Source organism: Streptosporangium sp. NPDC001559 (genome assembly GCF_042893955.1).
Lineage (GTDB): Bacteria > Actinomycetota > Actinomycetes > Streptosporangiales > Streptosporangiaceae > Streptosporangium.
Genome location: NZ_JBIAVG010000022.1, coordinates 51,000 through 69,242, shown reverse-complemented (window position 1 = coordinate 69,242; position 18,243 = coordinate 51,000). Strand labels below are relative to the sequence as shown.

13 protein-coding genes are annotated in these 18,243 nt (G+C 70.3%); 7 read left to right on the top strand and 6 right to left on the bottom strand.

Features of this window, described 5'->3' with window-relative positions; translation table 11 throughout:
• Positions 1-16: 16 nt before the first annotated feature.
• Complete coding sequence (locus tag ACFYY8_RS36710) at positions 17-1,126, bottom strand: extracellular solute-binding protein (RefSeq protein ID WP_390049193.1); 1,110 nt, start codon at positions 1,124-1,126, stop codon at positions 17-19.
• 50 nt (positions 1,127-1,176) lie between these two features.
• Positions 1,177-2,328, bottom strand: a complete 1,152-nt coding sequence (locus ACFYY8_RS36705; RefSeq protein WP_390049191.1) for an ABC transporter ATP-binding protein — start codon at positions 2,326-2,328, stop codon at positions 1,177-1,179.
• A 280-nt stretch (positions 2,329-2,608) separates the two neighbouring features.
• Here ACFYY8_RS36705 and ACFYY8_RS36700 point away from each other — a divergent pair, with 280 nt between their 5' ends.
• From ACFYY8_RS36700 to ACFYY8_RS36690, 3 genes are all read left to right on the top strand, one after another.
• Positions 2,609-3,373 carry an IclR family transcriptional regulator gene (locus tag ACFYY8_RS36700; RefSeq protein ID WP_390049189.1) on the top strand — a complete coding sequence of 255 codons (765 nt, stop codon included), beginning with the start codon at positions 2,609-2,611 and terminating at the stop codon, positions 3,371-3,373.
• A gap of 153 nt (positions 3,374-3,526) precedes the next feature.
• Positions 3,527-4,108, top strand: a complete 582-nt coding sequence (locus ACFYY8_RS36695) for a signal protein (RefSeq protein ID WP_390049187.1) — start codon at positions 3,527-3,529, stop codon at positions 4,106-4,108.
• Between the two features lie 195 nt (positions 4,109-4,303).
• The gene (locus tag ACFYY8_RS36690) at positions 4,304-5,533 is read left to right on the top strand and encodes a cytochrome P450 (RefSeq protein WP_390049185.1); all 1,230 of its coding nucleotides are present in this window, start codon (positions 4,304-4,306) and stop codon (positions 5,531-5,533) included.
• Positions 5,534-5,585: 52 nt separating this feature from the next.
• Here ACFYY8_RS36690 and ACFYY8_RS36685 read toward each other — a convergent pair whose 3' ends face one another.
• The 4 genes from ACFYY8_RS36685 to ACFYY8_RS36670 all read right to left on the bottom strand — a co-directional run bounded on the left by ACFYY8_RS36685 (position 5,586) and on the right by ACFYY8_RS36670 (position 11,675).
• A complete protein-coding gene (locus tag ACFYY8_RS36685; RefSeq protein WP_390049183.1) occupies positions 5,586-7,493 on the bottom strand; it encodes a S8 family serine peptidase in 1,908 nt (635 codons plus the stop codon).
• Positions 7,494-7,778: 285 nt separating this feature from the next.
• On the bottom strand, positions 7,779-9,020 hold the full coding sequence (locus ACFYY8_RS36680) for a VWA-like domain-containing protein (protein WP_390049181.1): 1,242 nt from the start codon (positions 9,018-9,020) through the stop codon (positions 7,779-7,781).
• Positions 9,017-10,255, bottom strand: coding sequence for an AAA family ATPase (locus tag ACFYY8_RS36675; protein WP_390049179.1), 1,239 nt, complete (start codon positions 10,253-10,255; stop codon positions 9,017-9,019). The genes ACFYY8_RS36680 and ACFYY8_RS36675 overlap by 4 nt, the downstream gene beginning before the upstream one ends.
• Positions 10,256-10,325: 70 nt before the next feature.
• A complete protein-coding gene (locus ACFYY8_RS36670) occupies positions 10,326-11,675 on the bottom strand; it encodes a hypothetical protein (RefSeq protein WP_390049177.1) in 1,350 nt (449 codons plus the stop codon).
• Positions 11,676-11,924: 249 nt separating this feature from the next.
• Here ACFYY8_RS36670 and lgt point away from each other — a divergent pair, with 249 nt between their 5' ends.
• The 4 genes from lgt to ACFYY8_RS36650 all read left to right on the top strand — a co-directional run bounded on the left by lgt (position 11,925) and on the right by ACFYY8_RS36650 (position 17,956).
• A complete protein-coding gene (gene lgt / locus ACFYY8_RS36665) occupies positions 11,925-12,926 on the top strand; it encodes a prolipoprotein diacylglyceryl transferase (protein WP_390049175.1) in 1,002 nt (333 codons plus the stop codon).
• A 546-nt stretch (positions 12,927-13,472) separates the two neighbouring features.
• Positions 13,473-14,234 (top strand): ABC transporter ATP-binding protein, encoded by a 762-nt coding sequence (locus ACFYY8_RS36660; protein ID WP_390049173.1) that lies wholly within the window; start codon positions 13,473-13,475, stop codon positions 14,232-14,234.
• Positions 14,231-17,071 carry an FtsX-like permease family protein gene (locus ACFYY8_RS36655; protein ID WP_390049171.1) on the top strand — a complete coding sequence of 947 codons (2,841 nt, stop codon included), beginning with the start codon at positions 14,231-14,233 and terminating at the stop codon, positions 17,069-17,071. Before ACFYY8_RS36660 ends, ACFYY8_RS36655 begins: the two co-directional genes overlap by 4 nt.
• A gap of 156 nt (positions 17,072-17,227) precedes the next feature.
• A complete protein-coding gene (locus tag ACFYY8_RS36650) occupies positions 17,228-17,956 on the top strand; it encodes a dienelactone hydrolase family protein (protein WP_390049169.1) in 729 nt (242 codons plus the stop codon).
• The last annotated feature ends 287 nt before the right edge of the window (positions 17,957-18,243 follow it).

The window sequence follows — 18,243 nt, the reverse complement described above, 5'->3', positions numbered from 1 at the left end:
GCGGACGGGCGGTGGGCTACTTGGAGACCCACGCCTGCCAGCGCTCGATGGCGACTTCCTCATTGGACTTGGTCGACCCGGGGGCGGTGGCGGTCCACCAGTCGTAGTCCTGGGTCACGGCGGAGGCGACGTTCTTCGGCGACGTCGGCAACAGGGCGGCGCGGTCCTCGGAGAGCAGGTCGAAGGCCGCCGAGTTCGCCGGCGAGTAGGTGATCGCGTTCGCGAAGTCCGCCTGGGCCTGCGGCTCCATCATGAAGGCCAGGAGCTTCTGCGCGTTCTTGGCGTTCTTGGCGCCCTTGAGGATCGCCCAGTTGTCGTACTGCAGGATCGACTGGTTCCACGTGCTCGCGACCGGCACGCCCTTCTCCTTGGCGCCCGCGACACGGCCGTTCCACGCGCTGGCGACCGTGACCTGGCCGCCGGTGAGCAGCTGGATGGGTTCGGCGCCGGTCTCCCAGTACTTGACGAGGTTCGGCTTGAGCTTGTCCAGGCTCGCGAACACCCGGTCGTAGTCGATGGGGTAGAGGTCCTTCGGCGCCACGCCGTCGGCCAGCGCCGCGATCTCGAACGTCGCGCCGCCCGCGCCCCAGGCGCCCGGTGCGAGGGTCCGCTTCCCGGGGAACTTCGCGACGTCCCAGAAGTCCGCCCACGAGGTCAGCGCCTGGTCGCCGAGCTTGGCGGTGCTCCAGGCCGGGACGACGGAGATGTAGTAGGCGGGCACCGCGTCGTCGGCGGCCTTCACCGGGGAGATCTTGTCGCGGTCCCCGGCCTTCCACTGCGTGTAGTCGACCGGTTCGAGCGCGGCGCCGTCGCGGAACCGCTGGAGCACGGCGCCGTTGATGTTCACCAGGTCGAAGGCGGGGGCACCGGCCTTGACGCCCGTGAGCACCACGGCGGCGTCGAACTCGCCGGGGCTGAGCACGACGTCGATCCCCGTCTTCTTCTCGAACGGGTCGAAGAAGGCCTTCTTCATCGCCTTGCCCAGGTCGCCACCGGGGTCGGGGACGACGACCGTACCGGCGGAGGGGGCACCGCCGGTGTCGTCGCCGCTTCCACAGGCGGCGGTCGTGAGCAGGGCTCCGGCCGTCACCGCCGCCCCCAGCACGGTCTTCCGGGAGAACTTCATCAGCCGAACCTTTCTGTCTTGCACATCTCTGACGCGTCCTGGCCGACGGCTTACCGCCGGCCCTCCGCGTGGTAGCCGCGTGCGGCGTAGGGGTCCCAGTGGACGGCGACCCGGTCGCCGACGGCCCATCTGGTCTCGGTGAGGTTCCTGAACGACAGGCGCGCGTTGAGGTTCCCGATCGCGGTCTCGACGACGTGCAGCGCCGTCGCGCCCTCGTACAGCACCTCGCTCACCACACCCGGCACGGCCTGCGTGCCCGTGCCGTCGGCGCCGTCGGCGGGCAGCAGCGAGACCTGTTCCGGGCGCACCCCGACCTCGACGCCCCGGTCGGGCCTGAGCGAGGCCGCGTTGACCACCTCACGGTGGTGTTCCGATGAGTCGCCGTCGAGGACGACACGGACCTGGCCGTCGGCGTCGAGGACGGAACGGCCTCTGAAGAAGTTGGTCTCCCCGACGAAGTCGGCCACGAAGGCGCTCGCGGGTCTCTCGTACAGGTCGGTCGGCGTGCCGAGTTGTTCGACGGCGCCGTCGTTCATCACCGCGACGCGGTCGGCCATGGTGAGCGCCTCGCCCTGGTCGTGGGTCACGTAGATGACGGTCGCGCCGAGGTTGCGCTGGAGGCGTTTGATCTCGACGCGCATGTGCTCGCGCAGCCGCTTGTCGAGCGCGCCGAGCGGTTCGTCCATGAGGAGCAGCGCGGGCCGGAACACGATCGCGCGGGCGAGCGCGACCCGTTGCTGCTGACCGCCGGAGAGCTGGTCGGGGAAGCGGGTCGCGTAGTCCTCAAGTTTGACCAGCTCAAGGGCGTGCTGGATGTGGCCGCGCTGTTCCCGGAGCGGCATCCGCCGCATCCGCAGCGGGAAGCCCACGTTCTGGGCGACGGTCATGTGCTTGAACAGGGCGTAGTGCTGGAACACGACGCCGATCTCGCGTTTGTGCGGCGCCAGCCGCGCGACGTCCCGGCCGTTGATGCGGATCGCACCGCTCGTGGGCTTCTCGAAGCCGGTGAGCATGTTGAGCAGCGTCGTCTTTCCCGCACCGGAGGGACCCAGGATCGCCAGGAACTCACCGCGTCGGATGTTCAGCGAGACACCGCGCACCGCCTCGACGGTCCCGTACTTCTTCGACAGGCCGTCCAGCTCAACCTCACCGCCCGTCGCGACCTGGTCGACGACCTGGACGCCCTCCGACACCTCGGACATCCTCAACTCCTTGGTAAAGTTGCAATCAATGCAACGCGTATGGCTGACGAACTTAGGCAGCCCCGCAGGGCATGTCAAGGGGTCCACCAGGGATGAAACTGCACAGATCCGGCAACTTGGATCGGTCCAGCTACGGAATCGGGCGCTTCCTTAGCCCAACTTGAGCGTGCTATGTTGTCGGCAGCGCAACACACCTCAGTGCGCGGCGCACCCCTGCCCACACTGAGAAGATTCCGAGAAGACGGTCAGTCCAGGATCTTGGTAAGGAGAGAATTTCTCTATGCCAGACAATCCATCACGGGACAACAGCGACCTCGGGAGCATGTCGCACATCAGGCGCGGTCTCATGGTTCTTGAGCAACTGGCCACCAAGTCTGCGACGGCGGCCGAGGTAGGGCGGTTGGTCAACGTGAACCGCAGCAGTGCGCTGCGCATACTTGGCGATCTCGTGGACGCCGGCTACGTCGCCCGCGACGACGCCACCAAGGAGTTCACCATCCGCCCGGAGCGGTTCTACGGGCTGATCGTCAACCATCCCGCGCACGAACAGCTGATAGAGAAGGTCGGCCCGCTGCTCAAGCGGTTGACCGGCGGGACCGGCGAGGCCTCCCTCTTCGCCGCCCCGGCCAGCGGAAACATGGTCTACGTGCAGTACCAGCCCTCGTCCGAGGTGCTCACCCTGCGCGAACGGCTCGGCACCGTACGGCCCATCCACTGCTCGGCGGTCGGCAGGGCCTACCTGTCGACGTTCGACGACGTCGCCCTCGACGAGGTCCTCGGCACCCTGAGCTACTCGGGCGGCACGGAACGCGCCGCCAAGGGCCCGCTCGACCTGCGCCAACGGGTCGAGGAGTCCCGGCTCCTCGGCTACGCCCTCGACATCGACGAGACCCTCGTCGGCGCGTCCTGCGTCGCGGCCCCCCTGAACAACAACGGCAGGTGCATCGGTTCGATCGCCCTGTCCGGACCGACCTCCCGCATGCCCAAGGACCGCCTCGTCGAACTCGGCTCCTTCCTGATCGGCGAGATCGCGAACACGTTCTGACCTTCGGCGAGCGCCCACATCGGGGACGGCCCTCGCCGAACGTCACTCAGCGGGCACCGCACTCTCCCCGGAGAAACCAACGTCGGGGACGGCCCTCGCCGAACGTCACGGACGACACCGCCGACCCGAGATCCGGAGTCCTATGATTCCGGGATGCCCCTCAGATCCGTTCCGTTCCTTCTGCTGCTCCTTGGGCTCGTCGCCGGTTGCGGGCTTCGCGGAACCGGAGCGGAGACGTCGATCCAGGGACGCTGGTGGACCTGGGCGTCCTCGGAGCCCGAGAACACGAACCCGGTCACGGACCCGAGCGGAAGGTTCTGCCACCGGAACCAGCCGGAGGACGTGTGGTTCCTCGCCGGCACCTTCGGCGGTACGGCCCGGCGGACATGCGAGGTTCCCGAGGGGCGGCCGATCGTTTTCCCCCTGGTGAACCGGACCGCCACCAGGGCAGCGTGCCGGAGGTTCATGGCCGCCGCCAAGGGTGAGGCCGTCCTCGACGGCGCGCCGGTCACGTCCGAACGGCTGACGGAGGCCAACGTCGCCATAACCGGCGTCGCGGGCAACCCGCTGACCGGCCGGGAAGGAAAAAGGCTCTCCCCCGCGTGCGGCATCTGGGTACGGCTGCGACCGCTGAAGTCCGGCCGCCACGCCCTGACCATCCGCGGCTCCTCCGGCGACTTCCGCACGGGCGTCGACTACACGCTCATCGTCGATCCCCCCGGCCCCCAGGCCTGAGGACCTGTTCTGCGGGCCCTCGCCACGGCGAAGATCCGCGAAACAGTCCACGGCGAGGGGAACGGTGGCCTTTCCCGCCGGTCGGGGGATGTACTGAGCGGTCCTCTGTCACAGATGGCCGGGCTGCCCTGTCAACTGTGCGCAGAGAATCGATCTTCAGTGTGCTTCGCCGTCGCGACCGTTAGGAGAAGACACGTGTCCCACCCCCTCCCGTTCGTCATCGACCCCGCCGGTACCGACCGGTACACCGAGTACCGGGCCCTGCGGGACCGAGGCCCGGCCACCCCGGTCGACGTCCTCGGCCTGCGCGTCTGGGCGGTCACCGACCCCGCCCTTCTCCGGACCCTGCTCACCAGCCCCGACGTCTCCAAGGACGGCCGTGTTCACTACCCGGCCTTCCAGCGGACGATGGAGACGTGGCCGCTCGCCCTGTGGATCGGGGTGCGGAACATGTTCACCGCCTACGGCGCCGACCACCGCAGGTTACGCCGCATGATCGCCCCCGCCTTCAGCGCGCGCCGCATCGCCGAACTGAAGCCGACCGTCCAGGCCATGGTCACCGGGCTGGTCGACGACCTGGCAGCGGTTCCCCCGGGGCAGGTGGTCGACCTGCGCGAGCGGCTGGCCTACCCGTTGCCCATCGCCGTGATCGGTCACCTGATGGGCGTCCCCGAGGAACGGCGGAACGACTTCCGGCAGCTCGTCGACAACATCTTCGACAGCACCCTCACCCCCGAGCAGGCCCAGGCCAACACCGCGCTGCTCTTCGAGACCATCGAACGGCTGATCGCCGAAAAACGCGACAACCCCGGCGACGACATGACCTCTCTCCTCATCGCGGCGCGCGACGAGGAGTCGGACGGCACCGGCCTCACCGACGACGAACTGCGCGACACGATGATCCTGATGATCAGCGCCGGGTACGAGACGACCGTCAACGTCATCGACCAGGCCGTCTTCGCGATGCTGACCTCCCCCGACCAGCTTCGCCTCGTCCGCGAGGGCCGGGCCTCCTGGGAGGACGTCGTCGAGGAGACCCTCCGCGCCGAACCCGCCATCAAATACCTGCCGCTGCGGTTCGCCGTGACCGACATCGAACTGCCCGGCGGCCAGGTCATCGCCGCGGGGGATCCCATCCTCGCCGCGTACGGCGCCGCCAACCGTCACCCTGACTGGCACGGGCGGGACGCCGACACCTTCGACGTCACCCGGGCCACGAAGGACCACCTGACGTTCGGCTACGGCGTGCACTTCTGCCTCGGCGCCCCCCTCGCGCGCCTTGAGGTCGCCGAAGCCCTGCGTCAGCTCTTCGCCCGTTTCCCCGCCATGTCGCTCGCGGCGCCCGCCGACACGTTGCGTCCGGTCCCCAGCCTCATCAGCAACGGCCACCAGGAACTCCCCGTGCTCCTGAGCGCCGCCGAGTAGCCCGCCGTACGGGAGAAGAGGCCCCCGGACGACTCCGGAGGGCCTCTGCCCGCTACCTGTTGACGTACCTGTACAGGTAGTCGGCCGCCTTCCTGAGCTGGGCGGACGTTCCCTTGCCTGTACGGTGCCGTTCGGCGGCGCCGAGGGCCTTCTTCAGCGTGGTGCCGCCGTGGACCTTGGTCGAGCCGTTGTGGACGCCGTGGGCGTAGTTGAGCCAGGCGGCCAGCAGTTCACGGTCGAGCAGCGCCTTCGCGCTCCTGCCCTTGGGAGCGAGGACCGTGTGGGCCTTGCCGAGGGAGCCCGCGTCGGTCATCTCGGGGAAGACCTTGCTGGCGTTCTGCGCGAGGGTCAGATAACAGACGAGGGTCTTGTCGCTCAGCGTCCCCTTCCCCCTGAGCGTCTCGGCCGCCCACCGCTTGGCGCTGAGCGGCTTGGTGCCCCTGCCCCGCCTGCACGTGTCCGGGACCGGCAGCGGATCGGTGGCCGTGCCCGGGTCGGTGGGGCCGGTCGCCGTACCCCGCGTCGGCGTGGGCGTGTTGCTCGGCGCGGCGGACGGGCTCTTCGTCGGCGTCGCGGCCGGGGAGCCGGTCGGCGTGGGCGAGGGGGTCGGCAGCGGCGGGAGCGCGGCGACGAGGTCGATCCGCCTGGTGGTCACCGCGGTCTCACCGCTGGGGTAGGTGACGGCCTTGCCGGTGGTCCGCAGTTTCTCGACGAGCTGTTCGCCGGAGAGCTTCGGATAGGCCTGCCTGAGCAGCGCCAGGGCCCCGGCGACGTGCGGCGCGGCCATGGAGGTGCCGCCCATCTCGCCGTAGGTGTTGCCGGGCAGGGACGACCTGATGGCGACGCCGGGCGCGAAGAGGTCGAGCAGGGGGCCGCGGTTGCCGAGCGGGGCGGGGGCGTCGTGGTCGTCGGTCGCGCCGACGGTGACCGCCGCGGGAATGCATCCGGGGCTGACGACGCCGTTGTCGCTCCCGTTGTTGCCCGAGGAGATGACGGTGCTCACGCCGAAGTCCTTGAGCATGAGGATCTCCGGTTCGAGGGGGGCTCCGCCGCAGGGGACCGAGTACCTCGGGCCGCCGCCGAGGCTCATGTTGACGGCCACGACCTTCAGCCCGGCGTGCACCTCGTCGACGTACCGCAGCGCGCGCTTCTGGTCGGAGGTGAAGGAGAGGATGCAGGGCGCGGTGGTGCCGACCTCCACGCATACGGGGCCGTTGAACCGGGTGAACACCTGGATCGGCAGAAGGCCCGCCTCCGGCGCGACGCCGTTGGACGGCGCGCCCGAGACCTTCTTCCCGGCCGCGATGCCCGCGACGTGGGTGCCGTGGTAGCACATGCTCACGCCGCCCACGACGCACTGCGCGGTCATGGCGTCGGCCGCGCCCGCGCCGGTCTGGGTGGTCATGCCGCTGGGGCACAGCGAGACGGCTTGGTACTCCGGGTCGAAGTCGAGGGTGGAGAAGCAGCCCTCACCCACGATCCGTCCGGCGAAGAACGGGTGGCTCCGGTCGATACCGGTGTCGATGACCGCGACGGTGGACCCCTTGCCGGTCCAGCCCGCCTCGTTGGCCCGGTCAGAACCGATGAGCTTGGTGCTGGCGTCGAGAGCCGGCCTGCTCAGCTCGTCCTTGTAGACGGCCTTCACCCGGTCGTCGGTCCTGAGTTCGTCGAGGGTCGCCTTGTCCACGGTGGCGACGATGAACCCGTCGGAACCGGCCTTGCTGATGACCTTGGTCTCGTCCGAGGCCGCCTCGACGGTCCTCGCGACGCCCGCGAGGCTCTGACCGCCGTTGATCTCGATGATCGCGCGGACCTTCTCGCCCTTCCGTACCTCTGCCGTGAGGCTTTTGGCCACGGTGGGATCGTCGGTGACCGCCTGAGCCGGTGACCCGACGGTCAGTCCGGCCGTCGCGGTGATGGCGAGCACGACGATGCCCGCCAGTAGAGACCGTGGTCTCACTGATCCTCCGAGGGGAGCGGGCCGCCCTGAGCGGGACGGCCTGAGGAAGAGAGAAACCGTCAGCGGACGGAACATGCTGAATCATGGAGAATCCGGCTCTTAGCCGCTCCACCGCCGAAGTCCTGAAATATCCTCATGTTTGGTGAATGCGAAGATCAAGATTAACCAGTGATCTTCAGGCTGACGAGCACGAGGTAGTACCGTTACCTGATTTTTCATGACTTGTCGCCCGCCCTGCCGCCGCCGGGGCTCGGCCCGCCTCGGGCGGCGCCGGAGGCGGCCGGATCAGCCGATGGTCACCACCCGCGCCCACTCGGGCGGCCGATCCGGCACGTAGAAGGAGTCGTCCTCCTCCCACGAGCGAAGCCGCCCCCTCCTGGAGAACAGCCCGATCACCGTCCGGCACGGTGGCCGTACGTCGGGCCAGCGGGTCTGCCCGTCGGTCAGGATCACCACGACGTCCGGCGCCGGCCTCGTCCGCAGCGCCCCGGCGAAGCCGGTACGCAGATCCGTCCCGCCACCGCCGACCAGCGGGATCCCCTCCGCGCGGCACAGCCCGTGCACGGCCTGGACCGCCGCGTCGCACGACAGCACGCCGACCAGGTCACGCCGACCGCCCACGGCCCTGACGATCGCGGCGATCTCGACGAGCGCGCCGCCCAGTTCGGCGTCGCTGACCGACCCCGAGGTGTCGACGACCACGGACACCCTGGGCGGTCTGCGCCGCAGGCTCGGCAGCACGACGCCGGGCAGGCTCGTCGAGCGCCGCGACGGCCTGCCGTACACGTAGTCCTCGCCCGCGCCGGGGCCGGAGAGCGCGGAGCGGACCGCGGCGCCGAGCAGTTCGCGCCACGGCTGCGGCGGGTGGAACGCCTCCTCGGCCCATCTACGCCACCCCTGCGGGGCGTCGCCGGGACGACCGACGATGCCCTCCGCCACCCGGAAACGCACCGCGTCCCGCTCCTGCGGGCTGAGCCCGTACGCGCCGTCCGGCCCGAGCTCCCACTCCCGTTCCAGCCCGTCGGCCCCGCTGCCGCAGTCCAGCCAGACCAGCCCCTGCGTGTACGGCCCCAGCGTGAACCGGCGCAGGTAGTCCTCCATGAGCTTTCCCTCGGGCAGCCCGAGGGCCTTCGGATCGACGGCGTCCTCGGGCCTGACCAGCCCGTCCCCGTACACGTCGTCGTTGATCTCGCAGTCCGCGGCGATGTTCATCCGCAGCCGCTCCCCCGGCCCGGTCAGGCCCCGTTCCACGGCGACCCGGTCGCTGCGTCCGTGGTGGTCGCGCAGCAGGTGGGAGACCTCGTGCACCCACACACCCGCCAGCTCCTCTACGGAGGTCGCGGCGACGAACGGCGGCGAGACGTAGCAGCGCCAGTACCTGTCGACGGCCATCGTCGGCACCCGCCGTGACTCGACCGGGTGCAGCGCGAACAGCGCCGTCGCCAGGTAGGGCCTGGCCCGGACGGCGAGCAGCCGGGCGGCGAAGAGCTTCTCCAGGTCCAGCGTCCCCGTCGTGCCGGACGTCATCGGCCCCGCCCCGCGACGGCGGTGATCCGTGCCGCCGCCCTGTCCGTCCGCCCGCTCAGGGACACCACTCCGGCGAGCCTCTCGATCGACGCCGGGACCTCCCAGTCGGCGTGGCGCAACGCGGCGAGCGTGGACGCGGGCACGACCACCAGGTCAGGGGCCCCGGTCTCCAGCGCCCGGACCAGCAGGGCCCACGCCGCCTCCCACCTGGCCCGTTCAGGCCGCCTCCTGACCGCCTCGACCACCCCGTCGAGTACGGCCTGGCGCAGGTCACCCCGTTCCGGCAGGACGGCCGCCGCCGGGTCGGCCAGCAGCGTCTCCGGGTCGGGCAGGTCCATCCTGTCCGTCCAGGCCAGCAGTTCCAGCCCGGGACCGTCCCCGACCGTGCCCCTGACCAGCGTGGACAGCACCTCCCTTGAGGTGTTCGCCGCAGTGGCGAAGGCCGTGAGCCGCAGCGCCATCTCCCAGCTGCGGGGCGAGGGCCACGGCCCGCCCCTGCGGGTCTCCTCGCTCGGCAGCCGGTGCACGAGGGTGGGACGGGCGGCGAGGAGTCCGCACACCGCGCGCCTGGCGAACGCCACGGCCTGCGGCAACAGCTCCGGGTCGAGACGGGGCAGCGTCGCCCTCGGCCAGGTCCCGCCGAGGCCGCGCACCACCACGTCGTGGTCATGAGCCCACCGCAGGTGGACGAACCGGTTGGCCAGGGGCGCGCTCAGCTCCCAGCCGTCGGCCGCCGAGGAACGCGGGTTGGCCGCCGCCACGATCCGCACCCCCGGTGGAAGCCGCAGGGCGCCGACCCGGCGTTCGAGCACGAGACGGAGCAGGGCGGCCTGCACCGCGGGCGGAGCCGTGGACAGCTCGTCCAGGAAGAGCAGCCCCCTGCCCGCCGCGGCCAGCCGTACGGCCCAGTCCGGCGGGGCCATCGGGACACCCTGGTTCGCGGGGTCGTCGCCGACCACCGGCAGGCCGGAGAAGTCGGACGGTTCGTGCACGCTGGCGATGACCGTGGTCAGCGGCAGGTCGAGGGCGTCGGCGAGCTGCTGGAGGGCCGCGGTCTTGCCGATCCCCGGCTCCCCCCACAGCAGCACCGGCAGGTCGGCCGCCACGGCCAGGGTCAGCGCCTCAAGTTGCGGGTCGGCACGCGGCTCCGTGGTCGTGTCGCCGAGCAGGGCGATCAGGTCGGCGGCGACCTCCAGATCGGAGGCGTGAGCGGTACGGGATGAGAATTCGAGCATCGGATCACCTTTGGGTCTGGGAAGGTTCAGCGGGACGTCCGGTGACGCCCAGTGACATTCAGTGGGATGTTCAGCGGGACGTCGCGCGGCGCGAACGCGCACGGTTGACCTTGGAGCCTGTCTGGGGCACCTGACCGGGCCAGATGGCCGATTCCTCGCCTGGCCCGGTCAGCCCGGTCCGGAACAGCCCGTGCGCGACCCGTCGCCGTGCCGCCGCCTCCAGCTCGTCCCGCAGGGCGCCCTCGGGCAGTGCGGCGCCGGGGCCGAGGAGGTCCTCGACCGCGGCCAGGGCACCGGAGACGTCGCCGTGCTCCAGCCGCGCGCGGATGCCGAGGAGGCCCTCCGGGGCGCGGTGCGCCTCCTCGATCACCCGCAGGCAGGGCAGCGGGGTACCGGTCAGCGCGGACAGCAACCTCTCGCGGTGGATCTCGGCGGGGTCGTGGTCGAGCGGCACGAGCACCCCGTCGACGAGCCCGATCCGGTGCCGGGCGCCACGGCACTCGACCAGCCGCCACGCCTCCCGGCCACCGGTCGGCGGCGGGCCGGCCGGAGAGCGGTCCGGTGCGAGCGCCGACGCGACGAGCGGGTGCAGCCGGTCGGCCTCGATCAGCCCGGCGCGGAGCAACATCAGGTCCGGCGGCACCCACGTCGCCGCGTCCGGCAGCACGGGCAGCGCCGACCGGCCGCCCCGCGCGGGAGCCGTCGTGATCCGCATCTCGGGGAACGCCGTCAGGTCCAGCGTCAGCCGACGCCGCCCCCCGAGCCGTACGGCGACCGCGTCCCCTTTCTCCTCCTGGAGCAGGGTCCACGCCTCGTCCGCCCACCGGTCAACGGCGCAGTCGGGCTCCAGCGGCACCCCCGGGTCCTGAGAGGGAGGGTCGTCGGCCCCGGCGCGGACCCGCAGTTCACCGGCCCTGCGGACGTCCCACAGGTGGCGGTGCAGGTCGAGGCGGAAACGCCGGTGCGGCCGGGGGTGCGGATGCCGCCCGGCCCCGGACCCGTCCCACAGCGCCAGGCTGATCCGCTGCCCGGCGCCCGCCCAGGCGGGTGGGGTCCGGGCCACGAGGTGCACCGTGGTGCCGCCGCCGTACGACGCCGGGTGGTACCTGGCCAGGGAGACGGTCAGGCCCGGCCGTAGCAGACCGTCGGGGACGATCCGCGGCATGTGCCAGCGCAGCAGGTCAGGAGCCAGGTGACGAAGGTCGTCCCGGACTCGGGCCATGAGCTCCCGGCCGTGGGTGCGGGCCGTGGAGCGCAGGTTCAGGTCGATGTCGACGTGCGCCGCCGCGCACGCCCCCGCCCAGTCCCCGACGGTACGGCGGGCGGTCGCGGTCTCGATCATGGAGGGCGGCACGGCGAACTCGCGCACGTGCAGCCAGAGGGAGAGCCGGGAATCCTCGGTCGCGGTCAAGGGGCGCATCAGCACTCACCTTGCCGGAACGAGACCCCCAATCCACGGGAGTAGGTATTCATCCCGGTCAGCATAGAGCCTTCCCCGCCGAATCCGCCATGCACGAAATATCGGCCCTACCGGGAGGGGCATGACTTTCCGGAGGGCTTTCCGTTTTCCGCCCGACCATAAACCGATCCTATGGACAGATTGGTCGCCCCCGTATGCCGGCCATCGGTCGCTGTACGCCCCGGTGACGCGCCTGTAGTGTTCTCCGCCGTGATACTCGCGAGCATTCCCAGCCCGGAAACCGCGGTCTGGTACGTGAATCTCGGGTTCGTCGAGATTCCGATCCGTGCCTACACGCTGTGCATGGTCGCCGGCGTCGTCGCCGCGAGCCTCATCACGAACAGGCGCATGCGCAGCCGTGGCGCGCCCGCGACCGCCGCCCTCGACATCGCCGTGTGGGCGGTGCCCTTCGGCATCGTCGGCGCCCGCCTCTACCACGTCGTCACCACCCCGGAGAAATACTGGGGCGCCGGTGGCGAGGGCGTCATGGGCACCCTCAGGGTGTGGGAGGGCGGCATCGGCATCTGGGGCGCCGTCGCCGGAGGCGCGCTCGGGGCCTGGATCGCCTGCCGGAGAACGCGGTTGAGCTTCACGCTCCTCGCCGACTGCATCGCCGTCGGCCTCCCGATCGGCCAGGTGATCGCCCGGCTGGGCAACTGGTTCAACAACGAGCTCTACGGCGGCAGGACCGACCTGCCGTGGGGTCTTGAGGTGCACAGGATGTCCGGCGGCGGCCCGGGAAACCCGCCGATCGGCAGCGCGGCGGTCGACGCCGAGGGCAGACCGATCCTGCTGGAGGGCCTCTACCACCCCGCGTTCCTCTACGAGATGGTGTGGGACCTCGGCGTGGCCGGGTTCGTCTACTGGCTCGACCGTAGACACAGGTTCGGCAAGGGCCGCGCGTTCGCGCTCTACGTGATGGCCTACACCGCGGGCCGGGCCTGGATCGAGACCCTGAGGACGGACGAGGCCCTGGTCTTCTTCGGCCAGCGGCTCAACTTCTGGGTCGCGATCGTGGTGTTCCTGTCCGCCCTGGTCTACTTCGTGCTGCGCAGGGGGCCGAGGGACCATCTCATCCCGGCCCCCGGCGGTGAGGGCTTCCTGACCGTCACCGAGGCGGAGTTCCTCGCCCACAAGGCGGCCGAACCCCGGACCGGCACCGGCGAATCCGTCGCCGCGGACGAGCCGGACGGGGCACAGACCAAAAGCTGACGATCTCTTTACTCTTTCAATAGCCATTCACGACCGGAACGATTGTGTCGATTTCCAGAACAGACCGAGGAGAACGGTCGCCGTTCAGGAATCTTTCCTCTCATTCCTGCGAATGTGGACAAGCCATCGAACATGCCTCTCACATTCCATTCACCACATCAAGTGACATACATTATTCCACTTGTCGGGCGTCGGAGCCGTCCTTATACTCGCCCGTAAGCCAAGCAGCCTGACGCGATCAGTCACGCGTCATCTCCCATCGGCGGACGCTCCACTCATCAACCCGTCAACGGATCGATGGAAAAGGCCTTCACCTCCGGTGCTTGTGCTCTTGTTGTCGCCAAGGCCCCTCGGGCCGCCGACAACGCCACGCCGTACACCGGCGAGGTCTGGATTCACAGAAAAGTCACGAGTCAAAGAAAACAGGAATCAATGGCCACCGAGAACCGCACGAAATCACCGGCGACGAGGAATACCGCCTCCCTCGGCAGGGGCTCCGCGCAGGTTCCGAGACGTGATCGGCGAAGGTGGCCCGCGGCGTCCAAGGTGTGGTCGACGATCAGGGGCGGGGCGAACGGCACCGGCCCGCGGCCTGACGAGACCGGCCGGACGCTGATCCGTGCGAACGGCATCGTCAAGACGTATCGGTCCGGCGAGATGACGGTGCCCGCGCTCAGGGGCGTGAGTCTCGAAATCCAGGCCGGTGAGTTCGTGGCCATCGTCGGCCCGTCGGGCACCGGGAAGTCGACACTGATGAACTGCCTGTCCGGAATCGACACCGTCGACTCCGGCACGGTGATCGTCGACGGCCTCGACATCCACGCGCTCTCCGACAGGAGGCGTACGGAGCACCGGGCCAGGCGCATGGGGTTCGTGTTCCAGGGCTTCAACCTGATCCCGGTCCTCAACGCGGTGGAGAACGTCGAACTCCCCCTCCTGGCGGCGTCGGTCAGACCGGCCGAGGCACGCGAACGCGCCCACGCCATGCTGGCGAGGGTCGGCCTGACCGACCGGGCGAAACACCGGCCCGGCCAGCTCTCCGGAGGCCAGCGGCAGCGCGTGGCCATCGCCCGCGCCCTGGTCGGCGGCCCCGCCGTGATCTGGGCCGACGAGCCGACCGGGAATCTCGACTCCTCGACCGCCGCGGCCGTCGTCGAACTGTTCGCCGAGCTGAACGAGGGCGGGCAGACGATCGTCATCGTCACCCACGACGACACGGTCGCCACGTGCGCCAACCGGACGATCGAGCTGATCGACGGCCGTGTCGCCACGGTCCCGGTCACCTGGGGAGACTGGAGGCAGTCGTGACGTACGCCGCCGTCGCCGTTCTGGCGCTGCTCGTCCCGCCGATCGTCTTCGACCTCGTGTTCCGCCCGGCCATCCGCAGGATCGGACTGCGCGAGGTCCTGCGGCGTCCGAGAGAGGCGGCCCTGGTCGTCTTCGGTTCCATGCTCGCTACGGCCCTCATCACCGGATCGTTCATCGTCGGTGACTCCTTCGGGACCTCCTACCGCGTCCGGGCGGAGACCCACCTGGGACCGCTGGACCTGCTCGTCATGTCCGAGAACGTCAAGGACGACCTCCGTACCCTGGACGCGTCGCGCCTGGTGGACCACAGCCCGATCGAGTCGGTCATGGCGGTGCGCGAAGGAGAGATCACCGCCACCGACGGCCACGGAAGAACGCATCCCCGCACGAGGTTCTGGGAACTGGAGCCCGCCGAGGCCCGCGCGTTCGGCGACGACCTCGACGCCTCAGGACTGACGCGGCTGCCCTTCGGGCTCGGACGGGACGAGGTGGCGATCAACACGCGTCTGGCCCGGAGCCTGGACCTCACCCCCGGAGACGACCTCGAACTGACCGCCGGTCCGACCAGCGTCAAACTGCGCGTCGCCAGGGTGCTCCGCGAACGAGGAATCGCCGGATACGCGCCGATCATCGTCACGAAGGGCACATTGAGCGACGCGCTGCCCCACCGCCCCGGCGTCGTCCGGGACATGATCGCCGTCTCGAACGTCGGCGACACGTACGGCGGGGCGGACAGGACCGTCGAGGCGGAACTCTGGATCGTCGCGGCGCTCGGCGACCGAACCCCTGTCGTCTCCGTGAAGTCACCGGCCCTGAACCGGGCGAACCGGATCGGCGACGAGGCGAAGAACCGGTTCGGCATGGCCGGCGGCTTTCCCTTCGCCGCGGCCGTGCTCCTCGTCATCAGCCTCTTCGTCATGTTCGTGACGGAGCGGAGGGCCGAGCTGGGGACCCTGCGCGCCGTCGGCCTGCGGAGGGGACACATCCGCAGGATCTTCGCCCTGAAGGGGCTGGTCCTCGGCCTGCCCGCCACCCTCCTGGGGCTCGGAGCCGGGGTGGGCGTCGCGGCCCTGGTCGTCCGCGTGAGCCACGGCTCGTTCGGGGTGGACGAGAACCTCCGGCTCCACCTGGACGTCCAGCCCGCCGCCCTGCTGTCGGGGGCGATCATCGGGCTGGCCGTCTCGCAGCTCACCGTGCTGGCCGCGACCCTGAGGACCATCGGAGTCGACATCGTGGCCGCGATCAAGGACGCCGCGCCACACGGTTCCGGCGGCTCAAGGCGCTGGACCGTCCTCGGCCTGTCGCTGTCCTGCGTGGCGGCGGCAGGCTGGCTGCTGACGTCGGACCGTCAGTTCACGGCGTTCGCCGCGCCGATCGTGTTCGTGCTCGGCTTCCTCCCGTTGCTGATCGACAAGATGGGCCGCAAGGTCGCCGTGACCCTCTGCTGCGGGCTGGCCATCGTCTGGGCGAGCACCGCGTTCGGCATCCTGACCGGCACCTTCGAGGAGGTCGACCTCAAGCTGCTCATCGTGCGGGGCGTCGTCCTCGTGGGGTTGTCGTCGGTCGTCGTCGCGGTGTTCGACGGATGGCTGGTCGCCCCGATCCTGGCGGTCACCCGGAGGTTCCTCGCGCCCCGTCTCGGTCTGGCGACCGTACTGGCACGACCGGTCAGGACCGCCTTGCTCACCTCCCTGTACGCGCTCATCGCCTTCGCGCTGACCTTCACCGCGATCCTCAACACGGTTCTCAGGCAGGAGGAACCGAACGACGTCGCCCGCGCGGGCGGGGGCTACGACGTCGTCCTGTTCAGCAGCCGTCTGTCCCCGGTGACGACGAAGCAGCTGAGGGCGCGGAGCGACGTCGCCTCGGCGATCAGGCTGACCGACGGCTACGCCATGATCGCCTCAGCCGCCCTGAACAGGTACGATGCCGCGCAGGGCTACCGGCACGCCTGGGACTCCGGCACACCCCGGCCGCTGCGCAGGACCGTCACCCTCGTCACGCCCGAACTCGCGGGCAACCGCCCCCCGAGGCTGGCGGAGCGTTCGCAGGAGTTCGGCTCAGACGCCGAGGTCTGGGCCCACGTCGCCGCCGACGCCTCCGCGGTCATCGTTCCGAAGTACGTCGGCCTCGAAGTCGGCGACAGCGTGCGGCTCGTCGACCGGTCGAACCATCCGACCGAGCTGAAGGTCGTCGGCCTCAGCGACTGGAACCGGCTCGTCGGGGCCGGGCTGTACATCTCGGAGAAACAGGCCGGATCGCTCCTGGCCGAGGTGCCGCCCCTGCGGCGTCAGTACGTCGCGGCCGCGCCCGGCACGACGGCGGACGCGCTCGTTGAGGCGCTGAACACCGACTACGTGGCCGCCGGGGCCGACGCCCACTCCTTCGCCGCGGACGTCGCCGCCGAGTCGGCGAAGACGGGGGTGTTCATTCAGGCCCTGCGGGGTTCCCTCGGCCTGGGACTGCTGGTCGGCATGGCCGGACTGGCCGTCGTGCTGATCCGCGGCGTCCGCGAACGACGTGGGCAGCTCGCGATACTGCGGGCCATCGGGTTCAGGCCCGGCACGCTCAGGAACGCCCTCCTCGTCGAGGTGTCGTTCGTCGGCGTCCAGGGCACCGTACTGGGCGCCGGGCTGGGCGTGCTGAGCGTGTGGCAGGTTCTGGCGCCGCCGGCCGCGACGGCACGCGACCTCGGTTTCACGGACTTCACGGTGCCGGTCGCCTTCCTCGTGGCGCTGGCGCTGTCAGCCCTGGTCGCGGCCCTGCTCGCCGTCCGGGCAGGCCGCACCGTCTCCGCCGAAGCGCTCCGGCCGACCCATAACGGTCTTCTCGCCTGAAGTGGCGGCGGCCCACTGTGATACCTTCGGCGGCGCCGTGCATTATTGCGAATTCGAGGAGGTGAGTCCGATCAACACTGTGACAGGTCGGGGCTCCCTCCTTCGCATGGCCTAGGGAGCGCCCGCACAAGGCATCCCGAAAGGCCCGAAACGCTGATGCGCTTCACCTCCCAGACGTCGTCGGACGGCGTCACCGAACAGTTCTTCACCCTCGACGAGATCCCCGGCGTGCTGTGGACGCCGGGTGACACCCCCGGCACGCGGCCGCTGATCCTGCTGGGCCACGGTGGCGGGCAGCACAAAACGGCTCCCAACATCGTGTCCCAGGCGCGTCGCTACGCCGCCGAGGGGTTCGCGGTCGTCGCGATCGACGCGCCCAACCACGGCGACCGTCCCAAGGACGAGGAGTTCGGCCGCGTCGTGGCCGAGATGCGGGCGGGTATGGCCTCCGGCGGGAACCCGGGCGTCGCGGTCGCCGGCATGCACGGCCACCTGGCCGGTCAGTCCGTCGCGGACTGGCGGGCGGTCCTCACCGAGGTCCAGCGTCTCGACCGGGTCGGCGCCGGCCCGGTGGGCTACTGCGGCATGTCGATGGGCTGCGGGCTCGGCATCCCGCTCGTCGCCGCGGAGCCCAGGATCCGCGCCGCGGTGCTGGGCCTGCTCGGCGTGTACGGCCTGGCCGAGGAGGCCGCGCGGGTCACCGTACCGGTGCGGTTCCTGATGCAGTGGGACGACCGGCTGGTGCCGCGCGACCAGGGTCTGGCCCTGTTCGAAGCCCTGGCCTCCCCCCAGAAGACACTGCACGTCAACCCCGGCGCACACGGGGACGTGCCGTCGTTCGAGGTGGACAGCGCCCTGCGGTTCCTCACCCGGCACCTGATCTGACCCACCGGAACCGCGCCGGCCGGACCCCACTTCCGGCCGGCGCGTCCGGCACGACCAAACCACGTGCGTGTCCGGTACGGCCAAGCCGGGACATCCGGCACGGCCCTGTTCCGGCAGAGCCGGATCACCCGTTCCGGCGAGCGGGACGTCCGTTTCGGCAGAACCGGGACGCCCAGTCCAACAGAGCCGGAGCACCCGTTCCGGCGAGTCCCACGGCGACATGATCCCCACCCTGTGGATAGTTGTGCGCCGTTCTTCGCCCCGTATCGTCCTCACCAGTGATCACA

What these genes read in the sequence shown, in the direction of transcription:
- ACFYY8_RS36710 (WP_390049193.1), bottom strand. Translation starts at nt 1,126, where the DNA reads ATGAAGTTCTCCCGGAAGACCGTGCTGGGGGCGGCGGTGACGGCCGGA.
- ACFYY8_RS36705 (WP_390049191.1), bottom strand. Translation starts at nt 2,328, where the DNA reads ATGTCCGAGGTGTCGGAGGGCGTCCAGGTCGTCGACCAGGTCGCGACG.
- ACFYY8_RS36700 (WP_390049189.1), top strand. Translation starts at nt 2,609, where the DNA reads ATGCCAGACAATCCATCACGGGACAACAGCGACCTCGGGAGCATGTCG.
- ACFYY8_RS36695 (WP_390049187.1), top strand. Translation starts at nt 3,527, where the DNA reads ATGCCCCTCAGATCCGTTCCGTTCCTTCTGCTGCTCCTTGGGCTCGTC.
- ACFYY8_RS36680 (WP_390049181.1), bottom strand. Translation starts at nt 9,020, where the DNA reads ATGACGTCCGGCACGACGGGGACGCTGGACCTGGAGAAGCTCTTCGCC.
- ACFYY8_RS36675 (WP_390049179.1), bottom strand. Translation starts at nt 10,255, where the DNA reads ATGCTCGAATTCTCATCCCGTACCGCTCACGCCTCCGATCTGGAGGTC.
- ACFYY8_RS36670 (WP_390049177.1), bottom strand. Translation starts at nt 11,675, where the DNA reads ATGCGCCCCTTGACCGCGACCGAGGATTCCCGGCTCTCCCTCTGGCTG.
- ACFYY8_RS36650 (WP_390049169.1), top strand. Translation starts at nt 17,228, where the DNA reads ATGCGCTTCACCTCCCAGACGTCGTCGGACGGCGTCACCGAACAGTTC.